Origin of the sequence: Streptomyces chengmaiensis, assembly GCF_029846775.1 — a bacterium.
Taxonomy (GTDB): domain Bacteria; phylum Actinomycetota; class Actinomycetes; order Streptomycetales; family Streptomycetaceae; genus Streptomyces; species Streptomyces chengmaiensis.
Map to the genome: position 1 here is coordinate 21,588 of NZ_JARWBG010000019.1, position 16,435 is coordinate 38,022.

Genomic DNA, 16,435 nt, shown 5'->3' on the forward strand with positions numbered 1-16,435 from the left:
CGCCCTCGGCTCGCGGCCATCGCAAGCCGATGTGGCGGGCTGTTGTTGTCCTATGCGAATTAAGTTTTGCATGACGCAACGCAAGGAATGGCTCACGGTGCCCTCTGAACGCCTTGACACGGGGTTCCGGGCGACCTCAAACTGGCGTTGCGCTTACCGCAATCAGTTTCGTTATACGCACCGAGGTGGTCATGATGATTCCCGCGTGTCCTCTGGCGGATCTGCCGCGAGGAGAGGCCTTCCGGCTCGAGACCGACCCGGCGGTCACGGTGTTCCACACCGAGGACGGCGAGCTCTTCGCCATCGACGACACGTGCACCCACCAGGACGCTTCGCTCGCCGACGGCTGGGTGGAGGACTGCTGGGTGGAATGCCCCCTGCACGCCTCGAAGTTCAACCTCAAGACCGGTGAGGTCGACGCCCCGCCGGCCAAGCTTCCGGTCCGGACCCACGAGGTCGTCGTCGAGAGCGGCATGGTCTACGTCAAGCTGTCCACGGCCGCCCCCAACCTGCCGCACTGCGCCGTGCGCAAGCTCGCCGGGATCTCCGCGTGAGGACGGTGGCAGTGGTGGGCGCCTCGCTGGCCGGACTGTCGGCCGCGCGCTCACTGCGGAAGCAGGGCTACGACGGGCGGCTGGTGGTCATCGGAGACGAGCTCCACCGCCCGTACGACCGGCCCCCGCTGTCCAAGGAGTTCCTGGCCGGCGCCGTCGGCGAAGCCGACCTCGCGTTGGAGGTGGACGACGAGGACCTGCAGGCGGAGTGGCTGCTCGGCACCCGCGCCACCGGACTCGACCCCACCCATCGCGCCGTCCGCCTCGACGACGGCCGGGAGGTCCGCGCCGACGGCGTCGTCATCGCGACCGGCGCCGCCCCGCGCACCCTGCCCGGCTGCGAGGGCCTGGCCGGAGTGCACGTCGTGCGCACCCTGGACGACGCCCGCACCCTACGGGACGAACTGGCCCGCGGCGGACGGCTGGTGGTGATCGGCGGCGGATTCATCGGCGCCGAGGTCGCCTCCACCGCCTACGCCCTCGGGCTCGACGTGACGGTGGTCGAGGCGGCCCCGACGCCGCTCGCCGGACCGCTCGGCGAGACCATGGGCGCCGTGGTCTCCGCCCTCCACGCCGACCACGGCGTACGGCTGGAGTGCGGCGTGGGCGTCAAGGGGCTGGGCGGGGAGACCCGGGTGGACGCCGCCCTGCTGGAGGACGGCCGCAGCATCCCCGCCGACATCGTCGTGGTCGGCGTGGGCGCACGCCCCTGCGTCGAGTGGCTGGAAGGATCCGGCGTCGAGCTCGACAACGGCGTCAAGTGCGGTGCGGACGGCCGCACCAGCCTGGCCGGCGTGGTCGCGGTCGGTGACTGCGCCAACTGGTACGACCCTCGTACGGGCGCCCATCGCCGCGTGGAACACTGGACCGGTGCGCGCGAGCGCCCCGACGCCGCGATCGCCACGCTGCTGGCGGGCGGTGCCGTGGAACCGGGTGTGCCCCGGCCGCCGTACTTCTGGTCGGACCAGTACGGCGTGAAGATCCAGTTCGTCGGCCATGCGGCCGACGCCGACAGCGTGACGATCGAGGAAGGCTCCGCGGACGACCGCAACGTCCTCGCCGTATACCGGCGTGCCGGTGAGCCCGTCGCCGCACTCGGAATGAACCAGCCGCGGCTGTTCACCCGCTGGCGCAAGCAGCTCGCCCGCCCCACATCTTGACACCGCCCTTGAGGCAGCCGATGCTGCGGTTGCACATGGCGCGCAGAATTGCCTCATACGCAACGCCACCGGAGTCGTTCTTCCCGGCGCGTGAATGACCCCACCACGACGTTCTCCGAGGAGTGCACCGTGACCTCGACCAGCCTGCCGGACAGCCTGATCGCCACCCTCCCCGGCTCCTTCTACACCGATCCCGGGATCTTCGCCCAGGAGCAGGAGCACATTTTTGAGTCCATGTGGTTCTGCGTCGCGCGCTCGTCGGACCTGGCGAAGCCCGGCGCCTTCCGGACCGTCGACGTCGGTCGCGAGAGCATCCTCGTCACGCGGGCCCGCGACAACTCGATCCGCGCCTACTTCAACATCTGCCGACACCGCGGCGCCAGGCTCTGCATGGAGGAGACCGGCGAGGTCAAGCGGGGTTTCCAGTGCCCGTACCACGCCTGGACCTACGGCTTGGACGGCAAGCTCGTCGCGGCGCCCAACCTCACCAAGATGCCCGACATCGGCCGCAACGAGTACGGCCTGGTCGGCGTGGCCACCCGTGAATGGCTCGGCTATGTCTGGGTGTGCCTTGCGGAGAACCCCCCTTCCTTCGAGGAGGCCGTCATCGGCGACGTTGTCGCGCGGCTGGGCGACGCCGAGTCGATCGAGCGCTACGGCATCGAGAACCTCTCGGTCGGCAAGCGGATCGTCTACGACGTGAAGGCGAACTGGAAGCTCATCATCGAGAACTTCATGGAGTGCTACCACTGCGCCACGATCCACCCCGAACTCACCGAGGTGCTGCCGGAGTTCGCGGACGGCTTCGCCGCCCAGTACTACGTCGGCCACGGCGCCGAGTTCGGCGAGGAGGTCAAGGGCTTCACCGTCGACGGCTCCGAGGGTCTCGACCGCATTCCGGGTGTCGCCGAGGATCAGGACCGCCGCTACTACGCCATCACCGTCCGGCCGCAGGTCTTCATCAACCTCGTGCCCGACCACGTCATCTACCACCGCATGTTCCCGATGGCCCAGGACCGCACGATCGTGGAGTGCGACTGGCTGTACCTGCCGCACGTCGTGGACAGCGGCAAGGACGTCAGCCGGTCCGTGGAGCTCTTCCACCGGGTCAACCAGCAGGACTTCGACGCCTGCGAGCGCACCCAGCCCGCAATGAACTCCCGGATGTACGCCAAGGGCGGTGTCCTGGTGCCCAGCGAGCACCACATCGGCGCCTTCCACGACTGGCTGCACGAGCGACTGGGCACCCACCAGCAGTAGGCGAGGAGGGCGGTCAGCCCAGGTAACCTATCCGATGGCTGATCTCCTCCGCGCCCTTGACCAGCACCGGAGCGAGCTCGTGCAGGCGCTCCTCGGTGAGCCGGTACGAAGGCCCGGACGCGCTCACCGCCGCGACGATCTCTCCGTCTCGATTGCGAATGGGAGCGGCGATGGCGTGCAGACCGAGCTCCAGTTCCTCCATGGCCCAGGCGTAGCCACGCTCCCGGATCTCGGTGAGGTTCCTCTCGAGCTTCGTCTTCGCGGTGATGGTGTGCGAGGTGACCTTCTTCATCCCGGACTGGGTCATCAGCGCGGCACGCTCCTTGGCGGGCAGATGGGCCAGCAGGACCTTGCCGCTCGAGGTGGCGTGCAACGGGGTCAGCTGGCCGACCCAGTTCTGGGCGGTGATGGCCCCCGGGCCGCGCACCTGGTAGAGGTTGACCGCGTAGTGCTCCCGCAGTACGGCGATGTTGACAGTCTCGCCGATCTCCTCGGCGAGGTCCTCGCAGACCGGGCGGCCCTGCTGGGTGATGTCGATGCGCGCCGTGGCCGCACCGGCCAGGCGCACGATGCCGAAGCCCAGCCGGTACTTGCCGCGCTCGCCCGCCTGCTCGACCAGGCCGCGCGACTCCAGGGCGCCGAGCAGGCGGAACGCGGTGGACTTGTGAACATCAATCTCGCCCGCCACCTCGCTGACGCCCGCCTCGCCGCGGTGGGCCAGGATCTCCAGGACGCTGATGGCTCGGTCCACCGACTGTACTCCGCCGGTGTGAGAATTTGAGGTTTCGGTTTCAAGGTTGTAGTTGCTCACAACGCAACTATACCCACAGTAAACAACGCTACTGCAAGTGACGACAACGAAATGACGTCCTCGGAAGTTGCCCTTTACGCAACTTGGTGCGTATAACGCTACCGCGGCCAGCATGCCGGTGCGGCCTGCATGGCGCCCTCGGTCCCACCCTCACCGCCTCCGGCGGTGCGAGGGTCGGCCCCCGGAGGCCGGCGGCTCGAGCGGCTCCGACCCGTGCGGCGGCTTCGACCTCGCGGTCAACCCGTAGGCCGGCTGCGAGGCCGACGCGGCGGTCACTGCGAAAGACCCGGCAGGCTGCGGGGACGGCCTGCCGGGCCCTCTTGTGTGTCGGGCCGTTTTCCGATGTCATGGCCGCGGCCCGGGTAGCGCAGGATGCGGATCAGTGCTCTGACCACCGGCGAGCTGATATATTTGAGGTATGTCAGAGTCGAGGGTGCTGATGTCACCAGTCCCGCGCCAAGGAAGAGGCGGCCGAAAGATGACCAGCCCCGAGGCCTCCCACGTGACCGACGCGGCGCCGATGTCATTGGCCGACCAGGCCTACGAGCGCCTTCGGGATCGATTGGTCATGCTCGACATCCGGCCCGGCGAGCCGATCAACGACAACCAGCTTGCCGCGGAGGTCGGCGTTGGACGCACACCCGTTCGCGAGGCACTCAAGCGGCTCGAGACCGACCATCTCGTGGTGTCCTACCCTCGCCGGGGCACATTCGCCACCGCCATCGACGTGACCGAGCTCGGCGCGATCTCCGACATCCGCGAGCAGCTCATGCCGTTCGCGGCACGGCGGGCCGCCGTCCACGCAGGTGACGCCATGCGCGACGTGCTGCGAGCCAAGGCCGACGAGGTGAGGAGCCTTGAGAGCCCCCGCGGTGATCGCACCGCGATGATGCGGACGGACATGGCGCTGCACCGGCTCATCTACAAGGCGGCCGGCAACCCGCACCTCGAGGACGTGCTGATCCGCTACGACAACCTGGCCACCCGAATCTGGTGCCTGGTCATCGATCGGCTTCCCGACCTTGCACACCACATCGTCGAGCACGCGGACCTGCTCGACGCCGTCGCCGACGGCGACGTCGACCGCGCCGAGCGCCTCACCCGTGAGCACATCGCCGGCTTTGCCCGTGAGATCCGCGGCGTGCTCTGACCGTCCGCACGCTTGCCGACCGGCTGTGCCCCCATGCCAGGAATCCGGCATGGGGGCACGCGAATTCTGGTCGGGCCGGAGCGATCAGAGGTCGAAGAGGCCCTTCGGCTTCTCCGGGGCTTCGTGCTGCTCCGGTGCGGCCTCGGCCTTCGGTTCGGGCCGGGCCACCGGCTCCGCCGCCGACTGAGCACCGGGGGCCGCCGGCTCCTCCTCGACGTCGAAGAGGGAGCCTGACGGCGTGGGCGCTGCGGTGGTCGCGGGCACCGGTGCCTCGTCGGCCGGGACGTCGAAGAGCGAGCCGCCCGTGGCGGCTGGTGCGGGGAGTGTCTGGGTGGCGGGCGTGTCGAAGAGTGAGCTGCTGGACGGTGTGGCTTCGGTGGGTGCCTCGTCGAACAGCGAGGCGCTTGTGGTGGCTGGCGCGGGGGGCGGCTCGGCAGCGGGTGCGTCGAACAGTGAGCCGCCGGAGGCCGGCTTCGCGGGTGCCTGTGCGGGTGTCTCGTCGAACAGCGAGGCGTTTGTGGTGGCTGGAGTGGTCGGTTCGGCTGTGTGTTGGTCGAACAGTGAGCCGCCGGAGGCCGGCTTCACGGGCGCTTCGTCGAACAGCGACGTCCCGGTGGTGCCGGTAGTGCCGGTGGTGCCGGTGGCACTGGAGGCGGCGGGCTCGGCAGGAGCGGCGGCAGGGGTGGCCGGGGCGGCCGCGGCGGTGGGAGCACCGGCGGGCGCCTTCTCGGCCTCGGTCGCGGTCTCACCGGCCTTGACCGAGGCGAGCAGCATCTGTGCGACGTCGAGGACCTCGACCTCCTCGCGGGCCTCGGACTTGGCCTGGAGCGCCGTGACTCCGTCGGAGAGCATCACCCGGCAGAAGGGGCAGCCGACCACGATCTGGTCGGCACCGGTGCCGACGGCCTCTGCGCTGCGGTTCATGTTGATCCGCTCGCCGAGGCTCTCCTCCATCCACATCCGGGCGCCGCCCGCCCCACAGCAGAAGGACCGCTCCGAGTTGCGCTCCATCTCGACGTACGAAGAGCCCGGCAGCGCCGACAGCAGCTCGCGCGGCGGGCTGTAGACCTGGTTGTGCCGGCCGAGGTAGCACGGGTCGTGATAAGTGATCGACCGCGTGTTCGATCCGGGATCGGGGGCGACCGGCTTCAGCCTGCCCTCACGCACCAGCCGGTTGAGCAACTGCGTGTGGTGGACGACCTCGAGCTCGATGCCGAATTCCTTGTATTCGTTCTTCAGCGTGTTGAAGCAGTGGGCGCAGGTCGCGACCACCTTCTTGACCTTGAACTCCTTGAAGGTCTCGACGTTCTCCCGGGCCAGGGCCTGGTAGACGAACTCGTTGCCGGCGCGGCGGGCCGAGTCGCCGGTGCAGGTCTCGTTGTTGCCGAGTACGCCGAAGGAAACGCCCGCCATGTGGAGCAGTTCGGCGACCGCGCGGGTGGTCTTCTTGGCCCGGTCCTCGTAGGCGCCGGCGCAGCCGACCCAGAACAGCCAGTCGACCGACTCCAGCGACTCCAGGTCCTTGCCGACCTCTTTGACCTCGAACGGCAGGCCCTTGGCCCAGTCCATGCGCGCGCTCGCCGCCATGTTCCAGGGGTTGCCCCTGGTCTCAAGGCCCTTGAAGACCTGGTTGAGCTCGGCGGGGAAGTTCGACTCGATCAGTACCTGGTAGCGGCGCATGTCGACGATGTGGTCGACGTGCTCGATGTCGACCGGGCACTGCTCGACGCAGGCGCCGCACATGGTGCACGACCAGAGCACATCCGCGTCGACGACGAAGTCGGCGCCCTCGGGGTTGTAGGACTCCCCGCCCGCGTCGCCCTTGCCGATCAGCGCCCGGTCGGCGTGTCCGGCCAGGCCGGCGGCCTTGAGGTAGCTGTGCTCGCGCAGGCCCTTCATCAGCAGCTTCGGCGAGAGCGGCTTCTGGGTGTTCCAGGCCGGGCACTGCGACTGGCAGCGACCGCACTCGGTGCAGGTGGTGAAGTCGAGGAGGCCCTTCCAGGAGAAGTTCTCGATCGCGCCGACGCCGAGCGCGGCGTCCTCGTCGAGGTCGTCGAGGTCCTCCAGGGTGATCGCCGTGCCGCCGACAGCGAGCGGCTTGACCGCGCCCAGCGCCGTACGGCCCGAGGACTCACGCTTGAACCAGATGTTGAACCAGGCGGTGAACCGGTGCCAGGCGATACCCATGGTCAGGTTGCGGCCGATGACGATCAGCCAGGCCATCGCCAGCGCGATCTTGAAGAACGCGATGAAGTAGACGAGGTTCTCGTTGGCGCTCTGGCCGGCCGGGTAGAGCGCCTCACCGAGCCAGGACGAGAGGGGGAAGTGCGCGCGGGTCGCGTGCTCATCGTCGGCAAGGTGGTACTCCGCGCCCCGGATGAACAGGATCGCCGCACCCTCCAGCAGGGCCAGGCACTCGACGAAGTAGGCCTGCCAGAACGTCGAGCCGAAGAACCGGCTCTTACGGCCCTCGCTGCGTGGGTGGTGCTTCTGCCGGTAGACGATCAGCCAGACGATGCCGACCGTGCTCAGCGCGCCGATGAACTCGCTGAACCACTCGAAGGGATACCAGTGGCCCACGACCGGCCACGCCCACTCGGGGTCGAAGAGCTGGACGTAGGCGCCCACCACCGCGGTGCTCAGGAAGAGGAACGCCGCGAACACGAACCAGTGCATGATGCCGACCCAGGTCCACTGGAGCATCCGGGTGTGCAGCACGGTCTCCTTGAGCATGGTGACCGTACGAGCGACCGGATCGCCGGTGCGGCTCGGGCTCGCGGGCTGGCCCATCCGGATCACCCTGAGCATGCTCCGGACAGCGGGGACCAGGACGAACAGGGCGGCCAGCGTGAGCGCCGGCGACGCCACCATGGCGAAGATCTGCATCAAGGGCTCCTCAAGGACGGTCTTCTGGCCGGGGGAGTGGCGGAGCCTTGTGCGCCGGCCGGCAAAGCTGCATATGGGTGCGGATCCGTGGGTGCGGATCCGGCCTTCCCACGGTGGACGGAATGGAGGAGGCCCCGGCATCCCTGCGGGCGCCGCAGCCTCGCTCCAGGGCGGTGAGCTGCCTCGCGGGGTCAGAGCCCGTCTGCGGCGAGTCACTCAGCAGCCGTCACTCACGGCTTCATCCGCTCACCCCGCGCGACTTGAGCTCTTCGATGACCGCGGGGAGGACTTCGTGCATGTCGCCCACGACGGAGTAGTTCGCCTTGGTCATCATCGGGGCCTCGGGATCGGTGTTGATCGCGAGGATCGTCTTCGACGACGCGCAGCCGGCCCAGTGCTGGATGGCGCCGGAGATCCCGCACGGGATATACAGGTCCGGGCTGATCCGGGAGCCGGTCTGGCCGACCTGCTCGTGGTGGGGCCGCCAGCCCAGCGAGGTGACCACCCGGGACACCCCGACCGTGCCGCCGAGCAGTTCGGCGAGCTCGGTGACCGCGCCGAAGCCGTCCGCACCACCAGCCCCGCGCCCGGCGCCCACGACGACTTTGGCGGACTTCAGCGAGTCGGAGTGGTCGACCTCCTTGGCGCCGGTCGACACGACCCGCGCCACGAGGTCGGACTCGGCCACCTCGGGGGTCACCTCCACCCAAGCGGCGGGTGACGCGCCCTCAACCGGCGACACGGACCATGAGTGGCCCGCGACGGAGAAGACCGCGGGCCGTTGGTCGAGCTTCATCTCCTCCAGGGCCGCCCCGCCGACCACCTGCCGGGTCACCACGAACGGCGCCAGGCCGTGGAACGCGGTCGCGTTGGCGGCCATGGGCACGTCGAGCCGGGCGGCCAGATGCGCCAGCACCTCGTTGCCCCGCGGTGAGCCCGCGGCGGTGACCACGACCGAGCGGGTCGACTCGCGGATGGCCTGCAGTGCCGCCGCCCAGGCGGCCCCGGCGTACGACGCGAACGCTTCGCCCACCGCATGGTGGACCTCGGCCGCGCCGTGCGTGCCGAGTTCGGCCGCCAGCGCGTCACGGTTCTCGACCGCGCCCACCACGACGGCGCGGATGGCGATGCCGCCGCCCTCGGCCGCCAGCGACCGGGCGAAGGCGAGCGTCTCCAGCGAGATCTCGCTCGCGGTGCCGTTCTCGGTCTCGATCAGCACCAGAATCATCGGGTCACCCCCAGCTTTGCGAACAGGTCGGCGACCGCGCCGGCCGCCTCCGGGCCCTCGCCCAGCACCTCGACCGTCGACGGCGCGGGCGGGGGCAGCAGCAGCCGCACCCGGTTGGCTCCGGCGGGCTCGGCCGACAGGGCCCGGGTCTCGATCTCGACCTTCTTGGCCGCCATCCGGCCCTTCAGCGTCGGATAGCGCGGCTCCACCCCGCCCTCCAGCAGGGTGGCGACCGCGGGCAGCGGCAGCGAGTAGGTCTCCTCACCTTCGGGGCCGTCGCCCCGCGCGGTCAGGTGGCCGTCGGCCACCTCGACCGTCGACACGCCGTTGACCACGGGCCGGCCGAGGGCGTGGGCCAGCCGGATGCCCACCTGGAAGTCGCCGCTGTCGGCGGCGTCGTTGCCGAGAAGGATCAGGTCGTATGTCGTGCCCGCGGCGTCCTTCTCGCGCACGACGTGGGCGATCTCCCGGGCCACGTCGGCCGGTCCCAGCCCGGTCGGCTCCGCCTCCACCAGCACGGCGGCGTGGCAGCCGAGTGCCAGCGTGTCCCGCAGTTGCTCGGCGGCCTCGGACGGGCCGACGGTCAGCAGCGTGACCGTACCGCCGGTCGCCTCGGCGGTCTGGACCGCCAGCTCGACCGCACAGCTCTCGTGGTTGCTCACGGTGAAGCCGACGTACCTCCCGTCGACACCCTGCTGGTCGTCGGTGAGCAGGACCTCGCCGGAGGAGTCAGGGACCCGCTTGATGCAGACCAATACGTTCGTCATCGTTCACCTCTCGTGGTCTCGACAGGCCCGACCACTGACAGCACCGCCATCAGCGGATCCGCCCGTTGTCCGGGTCGAAGGGGGGCGTGGCGTCGTTGGTGAGCACGGTCACGGGGTAGAGCTCCTCCATGTAGGAGACCGCGAGCTGGTTGCCGACCCGCGCCTGCTCGGGCGGCAGATACGCCATCAGCAGGTGCTTGCCCAGCGAGGGGGCCGAGCCGGCGGCGGTGACGTAGGGGTGGTGCCCGTGCCCGTCGACGAGCGCCTCGCCGGAGCGGGTGAGAATCGGCTCGCCACCGAGCATGTACCGCTTCACCCCGGACGCCGACATGTGATCGTCGACGGCCAGCGTGCACAGCACTGCCGCGGGCTCCCCCGCGCGCTGCTCGAGGTAGGCCTCCTTGCCGATGAAGTCGTAGCCCTTCACCTTCGGCCGCTGCATGCCCGCCTCGACGATGGTGCGCTCGGCGTCGAGCTCGTGGCCGAAGGCCCGGTAGCCCTTCTCGATCCGCGCGGTGGTCACGTAGACGCCGATCCCGACCGGGCGGGCGCCGTACGGCGCGCCCGCCGCGAGCAGCTTGTCCCACACCGCCGCGGCCTGGTCGAAGGAGACGTACAGCTCCCAGCCGAGCTCGCCGACGTAGGAGATCCGGGAAGCCAGCACGGGAATGCCGTCGAGGTCGATCTCGCGGCAGTTGAGAAACTTGAAGCCCTCGTGGGACACGTCCGCGTCGGTGAGCTGCGACAGGATGTCGCGGGCCCGCGGGCCCCACAGCCCGATCGTGGAGATCCGGTCGGTGAGGTCCTCGATGAACGCGTCGTCGCCGAGCTGGTCGGCGAACCACTTCTTGTCCGCCATGCCGTGCGCGCCGCCGGTGACGACCCGGAATTGGTCCTCACCCAGGCGCATGACGGTGAGGTCGGAGACGAACCCGCCCTTGCGGTCGAGCACCGGGGTGTAGATCACCTTGCCGACCGGCACGTCGCACTGCGCGACGCAGGTGCGCTGGACGGCGTCCAACGCGCCGGGACCGGTGATGTCGAACATCGCGAAGGCGGTCAGGTCGATGACGCCCGCAGCCTCGCGCATCCGCAGGTGCTCGGCGTTGGTGATCGGACTCCACCAGCGCGCATCCCACTCGTGCTCGCGCGGCAACACGCGGTCGCCGTACACCTCAAGGAGGTCGGCGTTGGACTCGTACCACTGCGGACGCTCCCAGCCGACCGCTTCGAAGAAGACCGCACCGAGCTTCTTCTCCGACTCGTGCATAGGGGAGAGCCGCTGCCCGCGGTCGGACTCGTACTGCTCGGCGGGGTGGACGATCCCGTAGGTCTTGATGAACGACTCGGTGGTGCGCAGCCGGGTGTGCTCGCGACGCAACTGGTGGGGGTAGAAGCGCGCGATGTCGCTGTGCGCGAGGTCGATCTCGCTGTGGCCCTGGACCATCCACTCCGCGACCGCGCGTCCGACGCCCGGGCCCTCCTTGATCCACACCGCGGCCGCCGTCCACAGCCCCTTGACCTGGCTCTCACCGAGGATCGGGTTGCCGTCGCAGGTCAGCGACAGCAGGCCGTTGATCGCATACCGCATTTCCGCGCCCTCGGCGCCCAGCAACTCGGGCATCAGCTCGTAGGCCTGCTCAAGCTGCGGGTCGAAGTCTTCGGAGGTGAACGGCATCTCGGTGGGGCTGAGCTTGGACTGCTCGATGCTCGGGATGTCCTCCGGCTCGTGCAGGATCGCCCGGTGGGCGTAGGACCCCACCTCCATGTCCGCGCCGTGCTGGCGCTCGTAGCAGAAGGTGTCCATGTCCCGGACGATCGGGAAGTTGATCTCGCCGGGCAGCCCGGACAGCTGCGGGCAGGGGCCTACGGAGATCATCTGGTGAACGGCGGGGGTCAGCGGGATGCTGACGCCGGCCATGTCGCCGATCTTCGGGCTCCACACGCCACAGGCGATCACTACATACTCGGCCTCGATGTCGCCCTTGTTCGTGCGCACCCGGCGGATCCGCCCGTCCTCGACGTCCAGGCCGACCACCTCGACGTTGGGCACGCTCGTCAGCGCGCCGCTCGCGACGGCGCCGTCACGCATGATCGTGCCGGCGCGCAGGGAGTCGACCACGCCGACGCTCGGCGTCCAGAAGGCCCCGATGAACTGGTCTTCCTCGATGAACGGCACCTTCTCCTTGACGAAGGCGGGGTCGACCAGCTCCGACTCGATGCCCCAGGCCTTGGCGCTGGACATGCGGCGGCGCAGCTCCTCCATGCGCTCCTCGGTACGCGCGATCTCGAAGCCGCCGGACTCGGTGAAGACACCCAGCTCCTTGTACTGCCGCACCGAGTCCAGGGTCAGATCGGTGATCTCGCGGGAGTGGTCCACCGGAAAGATGAAGTTGGAGGCGTGACCGGTCGAGCCACCGGGGTTGGGCAGCGGGCCCTTGTCGATCTGCACGATGTCGCGCCAGCCCAGCCGGGCCAGGTGATGGACCAGGCTGTTGCCGACGATGCCTGACCCGATCACGACGCATTTCGCCTGCGGCGGAACCTCTGCCATGGCTGCCTCCTTCGAGGTGACACGCAACTGATATACTAGTTGCGAGCACGCTATATGGCAGTGAGGTGGCGGTCAAGGGGGTTCGCTGATCCTTGACGCGCCTGAACTATCAGACTTCAATGACTCATATATCAGTTAGATGTCAGTGATCGGGTGTTCTACGCCCACCCGATCGGCATCCGTGGCCAATGCAAAGGACCGACTTGAAGCGAAAGGAGCACGCCGGTGAACGTACAGATGCTCGACGGCAAGGCGACCGCCGCCGAGATCCGCCGGGAACTCGCGGAGCGCGTGGCCAAGTTGAGCGCCACCGTCGGCCGCCCGCCGGGCCTGGGAACCGTCCTGGTCGGCGACGACCCGGGCAGCCACGCCTATGTGGCCGGAAAGCACCGCGACTGCGCCCAGGTCGGCATCGCGTCCATCCGCCGGGACCTGCCGGCCGACGCCTCCCAGCAGCAGGTCGAGGAGACGATCGACGAGCTCAACGCCGATCCGGCCTGCACCGGCTACATCGTCCAGCTCCCGCTGCCGAGGCACCTGGACGCGGGCGCCGTACTGGAACGCATGGACCCGGCCAAGGACGCCGACGGCCTGCACCCCGTCAACCTCGGTCGGCTCACCCTCGGAGTCGAGGCCCCGCTGCCGTGCACCCCGCGCGGCATCGTCGAACTGCTCCGCCGCCACGACGTGCCCCTCGCCGGAGCGCGGGTGTGCGTGATCGGCCGGGGCATCACCGTCGGCCGCCCCATCGGACTGCTGCTCACCCGCCGCTCCGAGAACTCCACCGTGACCCTGTGCCACACCGGCACCAAGGGCCTGGCCTGGCACGTGCGCGAGGCCGACATCGTCATCGCGGCCGCCGGCTCACCCGGGCTGGTCACCAAGGACATGCTGCGCCGGGGCGCGGCGGTCCTGGACGTCGGCATCACCCGTACCGACCAGGGTCTGGTCGGTGACATCCACCCGGACGCCGCCCAGGTCGCCGGATGGCTCGCGCCCATGCCCGGCGGAGTGGGCCCCATGACCCGGGCGATGTTGCTCGCCAACGTCGTCGAGGCCGCGGAGAGGAGTGTTGGCGACGCATGAACACTCCAGTCCCCAAGTACCCGCGGTATCCGCACCTTTCAGCACGCCTTTCAGAAGAGGGAGACGTCCGATGAGCCCCCGCACCCCGGCGTCGACCTCCCCGACCACCCCGACTGGCTGTGGCGCACACCCGAGCCCAAGCGGTCGTACGACGCAGTGATCACCACGCCTGCCCACCCGGGAACGCCCGAACTCCACCCGCACGGGCTGCCGCGGCCCGGCCGGACGCTGGTCATGGGCGTCGTGAACGTCACCCCGGACTCGTTCTCCGACGGCGGGCTGTCGTTCGCCGCGGACGCTGCCGTCGCGCACGGGCTCGCGCTGCTCGAACAGGGAGCGGACATCGTGGACGTCGGCGGTGAGTCGACCCGCCCCGGCGCGGCCCGCCCGCCCGTCGAGGAGGAGCTGCGCCGCGTCCTGCCCGTCGTCCGGGAACTCGCCGCGGCGGGCGCGATCGTCAGCGTCGACACCATGCGGGCAGAGGTCGCCGCCCGCGCGCTGGACGCGGGTGCCCGGCTGGTCAACGACGTCTCGGGAGGTCTCGCAGACCCTGTGATGCTGCCGTTGGCAGCCGGGGCGGGCACGCCGTACGTGATGATGCACTGGCGTGGGCACTCCGCCGGCATGCAGGCGAACGCCCGCTACGACGACGTCGTCAACGACGTGCTCGACGAGCTCCGCCTGAGGATCGAGGCCGCGCTGGAGGCGGGTATCCGGCCCGGCTGCCTGATCATCGACCCCGGCCTCGGCTTCGCCAAGGCGCCCGAGCACAACTGGGAGTTGCTGGGTCGCCTCGGAGAGGTCCGTGCCCTGGGCCACCCCGTCCTCGTGGGCGCGTCACGCAAGTCGTTCCTGGGCCACCTGCTGGCGGACCGGACGACGGGACAACCGCGTCCGGCGCGGCAGCGTGATGCCGCGACCACCGCCGTGTCCGTTCTCGCCGCGGCGCAGGGCGTGTGGTGCCTGCGGGTGCACGATGTCGCCTCGACGCTCGACGCGGTACGGGTGACGGCACGCTGGGGCGTGGAGGCGGCGTCGTCGGCACCGCCGCCGGCGGGCTGAGCGCCCCGACTCAGCCCAGATAGCCCATCCGGCGGCTGACCTCCTCCGCACCCCTGATCAGCACGGGCCCGAGTCCGTGAATGCGCTCCTCGGTGAAACGGTATGTGGGGCCGGAGGCACTGAGGGCGGCGATGACGTCGCCGTCTCGGGAGCGGATCGGGGCCGCCATGGCGTGCAGTCCGATCTCGAGCTCCTCCAGCGCCACCGCGTACCCGCGCTCCCGCGCCTCGGCGAGGTTCTTCTCCAACTTCGTCCTGGCGATCAGGGTGTGCGGCGTGAGCTTCTGCGTCCCCGACGCCGCGAGCACGTCGGTGCGCTCCTTCTCCGGCAGGTGGGCCAGCAGGATCTTGCCGCTCGACGTGGCGTGCAGCGGCGTGAGCTTCCCGATCCAGTTGTGCGTGCCCACCGCGCCCGGGCCGCGTACCTGGTAGAGGTTGACCGCGTAGTGCTCCTGCAGGACCGCGATGTTGACCGTCTCGCCGATCTCCTCGCTGAGCCGCTCGCACACCGGCCGGCTCTGCTGGGTGATGTCGAGACGGCCGGTGACCGCGCCGGCCAGGCGCACGATCCCGAAGCCGAGCCGGTACTTGCCCCGCTCGGCCGTCTGCTCGACCAGACCGCGCGCCTCCAGCGCCCCGAGCAGACGGAACGCGGTCGACTTGTGGACGTCGAGCTCCGCGGCCACCTCGCTGACACCCGCCTCGCCGCGCTGGGCCAGGATCTCCAGGACGCTCACGGCGCGGTCGACGGACTGCACCCCGCTCGGCGCGGGGCCTGCCGTTTCGCCATCTGCAATATGGTTGCTCATAGCGAAACTGTACGCGTTCGTGGTGTGCGGCGAGGGGTGTCACGGCAACTGGACAGGGAGCCGGTCGGGCACTTGGGACCGGCTGTGTCTGCGTCTTCGCGCAGTAAGGTCGGCCGTTCGTCAGCGGAAGACCACTGTGCAGTTCCCGTTCACGAGTACACGGTTCTGGCTGTGCCACTCCACGGCGCGGGCGAGTACCTGGGCCTCGACATCGCGGCCGATGGTGACCAGCTCGTCAGGGGCGCGCGAGTGGTCCACGCGCACAACGTCCTGCTCGATGATCGGGCCTTCGTCGAGGTCGGGCGTGACGTAATGCGCCGTGGCCCCGACGAGCTTCACCCCACGCCGGTGTGCCTGGACGTACGGCCGGGCCCCCTTGAAGCTCGGCAGGAAGGAGTGGTGGATGTTGATGGCCCGGCCGTCGAGCTGCTTGCACAGGTCGTCGGAGAGGATCTGCATATAGCGGGCCAGTACCACCAGGTCGATGTTCAGCTCGTCCACGAGCTCCAGCAGCCGTGCCTCGGCCTCTGCCTTGGTCTCCTTGGTCACCGGGATGTGGTGGAAGGGGATGCCGTAGCTCTCTGCCAGTGCCTCGAATTGGCGGTGGTTGGAGACGATCGCGGGGATCTCGATGCTGAGCGCGCCTGTGGACTTGCGGAAGAGCAGGTCGTTCAGGCAGTGGCCGAACTTCGACACCATGATCAGTGTGCGCGTCGGGGTCGAGGCGTCGTGCAGTTGCCAGTTGATCCCGTACGTCTGGCTGACCGGGCCGAAACCAGTGCGCAGGTCCTGCAGCGAGACGCCGGGATCGGAGACGTCGAAGTGCACCCGCATGAAGAAGCGGTCCTGCAGTCGGTCGTCGAACTGGCGACTCTCCAGGATGTTGCCGGAGTGGTCCACGAGAAAGCTGGTCACGGCGTGGACGAGGCCGGCCTGGTCGGGGCACGACAGGGTGAGGACGAACTCGCTGCCGGGCTGCGGTCGAGGAGACATGCCATCCTCCGTCGTCGCTGGTGCGTATTGCGAAACATAATGAGCGATACGCAACATGCTCCACTGTGGACGACCGGGCGGTCAAGAGGTGATGTGCAGCGGGCCGGCGCGCCTTT

The 16,435-nt window shown here is 69.3% G+C and carries 12 protein-coding genes and 1 pseudogene; 6 read left to right on the plus strand and 7 right to left on the minus strand.

Features of this window, described 5'->3' with window-relative positions:
• Positions 1-191: 191 nt before the first annotated feature.
• The 3 genes from QCN29_RS17540 to QCN29_RS17550 all read left to right on the plus strand — a co-directional run bounded on the left by QCN29_RS17540 (position 192) and on the right by QCN29_RS17550 (position 2,974).
• Positions 192-554, plus strand: a complete 363-nt coding sequence (locus tag QCN29_RS17540) for a bifunctional 3-phenylpropionate/cinnamic acid dioxygenase ferredoxin subunit (RefSeq protein ID WP_279929126.1) — start codon at positions 192-194, stop codon at positions 552-554.
• Entirely contained in the window at positions 551-1,714 is a 1,164-nt protein-coding gene (locus tag QCN29_RS17545) for an NAD(P)/FAD-dependent oxidoreductase (RefSeq protein WP_279929127.1), read from the plus strand. The genes QCN29_RS17540 and QCN29_RS17545 overlap by 4 nt, the downstream gene beginning before the upstream one ends.
• A 129-nt stretch (positions 1,715-1,843) precedes the next feature.
• Positions 1,844-2,974 carry an aromatic ring-hydroxylating oxygenase subunit alpha gene (locus QCN29_RS17550; RefSeq protein ID WP_279929129.1) on the plus strand — a complete coding sequence of 377 codons (1,131 nt, stop codon included), beginning with the start codon at positions 1,844-1,846 and terminating at the stop codon, positions 2,972-2,974.
• 13 nt (positions 2,975-2,987) lie between these two features.
• On the opposite strand, the gene QCN29_RS17555 is transcribed toward QCN29_RS17550, so the two are convergent.
• On the minus strand, positions 2,988-3,785 hold the full coding sequence (locus tag QCN29_RS17555) for an IclR family transcriptional regulator (RefSeq protein ID WP_279929130.1): 798 nt from the start codon (positions 3,783-3,785) through the stop codon (positions 2,988-2,990).
• Between the two features lie 478 nt (positions 3,786-4,263).
• Between QCN29_RS17555 and QCN29_RS17560 the strand changes: the two genes are divergently transcribed.
• A complete protein-coding gene (locus QCN29_RS17560) occupies positions 4,264-4,935 on the plus strand; it encodes a GntR family transcriptional regulator (RefSeq protein WP_279929131.1) in 672 nt (223 codons plus the stop codon).
• A 705-nt stretch (positions 4,936-5,640) separates the two neighbouring features.
• Here the strand turns inward: QCN29_RS17560 and QCN29_RS17565 are convergent.
• The 4 genes and pseudogenes from QCN29_RS17565 to QCN29_RS17580 form a co-directional block, all read right to left on the minus strand.
• A pseudogene (locus QCN29_RS17565) lies at positions 5,641-7,821 on the minus strand ((Fe-S)-binding protein); the annotation flags it as partial.
• A 238-nt stretch (positions 7,822-8,059) separates the two neighbouring features.
• A complete protein-coding gene (locus tag QCN29_RS17570; RefSeq protein ID WP_279929133.1) occupies positions 8,060-9,049 on the minus strand; it encodes an electron transfer flavoprotein subunit alpha/FixB family protein in 990 nt (329 codons plus the stop codon).
• Positions 9,046-9,816, minus strand: a complete 771-nt coding sequence (locus tag QCN29_RS17575; RefSeq protein ID WP_279929134.1) for an electron transfer flavoprotein subunit beta/FixA family protein — start codon at positions 9,814-9,816, stop codon at positions 9,046-9,048. Before QCN29_RS17575 ends, QCN29_RS17570 begins: the two co-directional genes overlap by 4 nt.
• 49 nt (positions 9,817-9,865) lie before the next feature.
• On the minus strand, positions 9,866-12,370 hold the full coding sequence (locus tag QCN29_RS17580) for a GcvT family protein (RefSeq protein WP_279929137.1): 2,505 nt from the start codon (positions 12,368-12,370) through the stop codon (positions 9,866-9,868).
• Positions 12,371-12,595: 225 nt separating this feature from the next.
• Between QCN29_RS17580 and QCN29_RS17585 the strand changes: the two genes are divergently transcribed.
• Together QCN29_RS17585 and folP are read left to right on the plus strand one after the other, a co-directional pair.
• The gene (locus QCN29_RS17585) at positions 12,596-13,456 is read left to right on the plus strand and encodes a bifunctional methylenetetrahydrofolate dehydrogenase/methenyltetrahydrofolate cyclohydrolase (RefSeq protein WP_279929139.1); all 861 of its coding nucleotides are present in this window, start codon (positions 12,596-12,598) and stop codon (positions 13,454-13,456) included.
• A 234-nt stretch (positions 13,457-13,690) separates the two neighbouring features.
• Positions 13,691-14,518, plus strand: a complete 828-nt coding sequence (gene folP, locus QCN29_RS17590) for a dihydropteroate synthase (protein ID WP_279929252.1) — start codon at positions 13,691-13,693, stop codon at positions 14,516-14,518.
• 10 nt (positions 14,519-14,528) lie between these two features.
• Here the strand turns inward: folP and QCN29_RS17595 are convergent, their stop codons facing one another.
• Both QCN29_RS17595 and purU read right to left on the minus strand, forming a co-directional pair.
• Positions 14,529-15,326 carry an IclR family transcriptional regulator gene (locus QCN29_RS17595; protein ID WP_279929140.1) on the minus strand — a complete coding sequence of 266 codons (798 nt, stop codon included), beginning with the start codon at positions 15,324-15,326 and terminating at the stop codon, positions 14,529-14,531.
• A gap of 120 nt (positions 15,327-15,446) precedes the next feature.
• Entirely contained in the window at positions 15,447-16,319 is an 873-nt protein-coding gene (purU, locus tag QCN29_RS17600; RefSeq protein ID WP_279929142.1) for a formyltetrahydrofolate deformylase, read from the minus strand.
• Positions 16,320-16,435: the final 116 nt, after the last annotated feature.

What these genes read in the sequence shown, in the direction of transcription:
- QCN29_RS17540 (WP_279929126.1), top strand. Translation starts at nt 192, where the DNA reads ATGATGATTCCCGCGTGTCCTCTGGCGGATCTGCCGCGAGGAGAGGCC.
- QCN29_RS17560 (WP_279929131.1), top strand. Translation starts at nt 4,264, where the DNA reads ATGACCAGCCCCGAGGCCTCCCACGTGACCGACGCGGCGCCGATGTCA.
- QCN29_RS17570 (WP_279929133.1), bottom strand. Translation starts at nt 9,049, where the DNA reads ATGATTCTGGTGCTGATCGAGACCGAGAACGGCACCGCGAGCGAGATC.
- QCN29_RS17575 (WP_279929134.1), bottom strand. Translation starts at nt 9,816, where the DNA reads ATGACGAACGTATTGGTCTGCATCAAGCGGGTCCCTGACTCCTCCGGC.
- QCN29_RS17580 (WP_279929137.1), bottom strand. Translation starts at nt 12,370, where the DNA reads ATGGCAGAGGTTCCGCCGCAGGCGAAATGCGTCGTGATCGGGTCAGGC.
- folP (WP_279929252.1), top strand. Translation starts at nt 13,691, where the DNA reads ATGGGCGTCGTGAACGTCACCCCGGACTCGTTCTCCGACGGCGGGCTG.
- QCN29_RS17595 (WP_279929140.1), bottom strand. Translation starts at nt 15,326, where the DNA reads ATGAGCAACCATATTGCAGATGGCGAAACGGCAGGCCCCGCGCCGAGC.
- purU (WP_279929142.1), bottom strand. Translation starts at nt 16,319, where the DNA reads ATGTCTCCTCGACCGCAGCCCGGCAGCGAGTTCGTCCTCACCCTGTCG.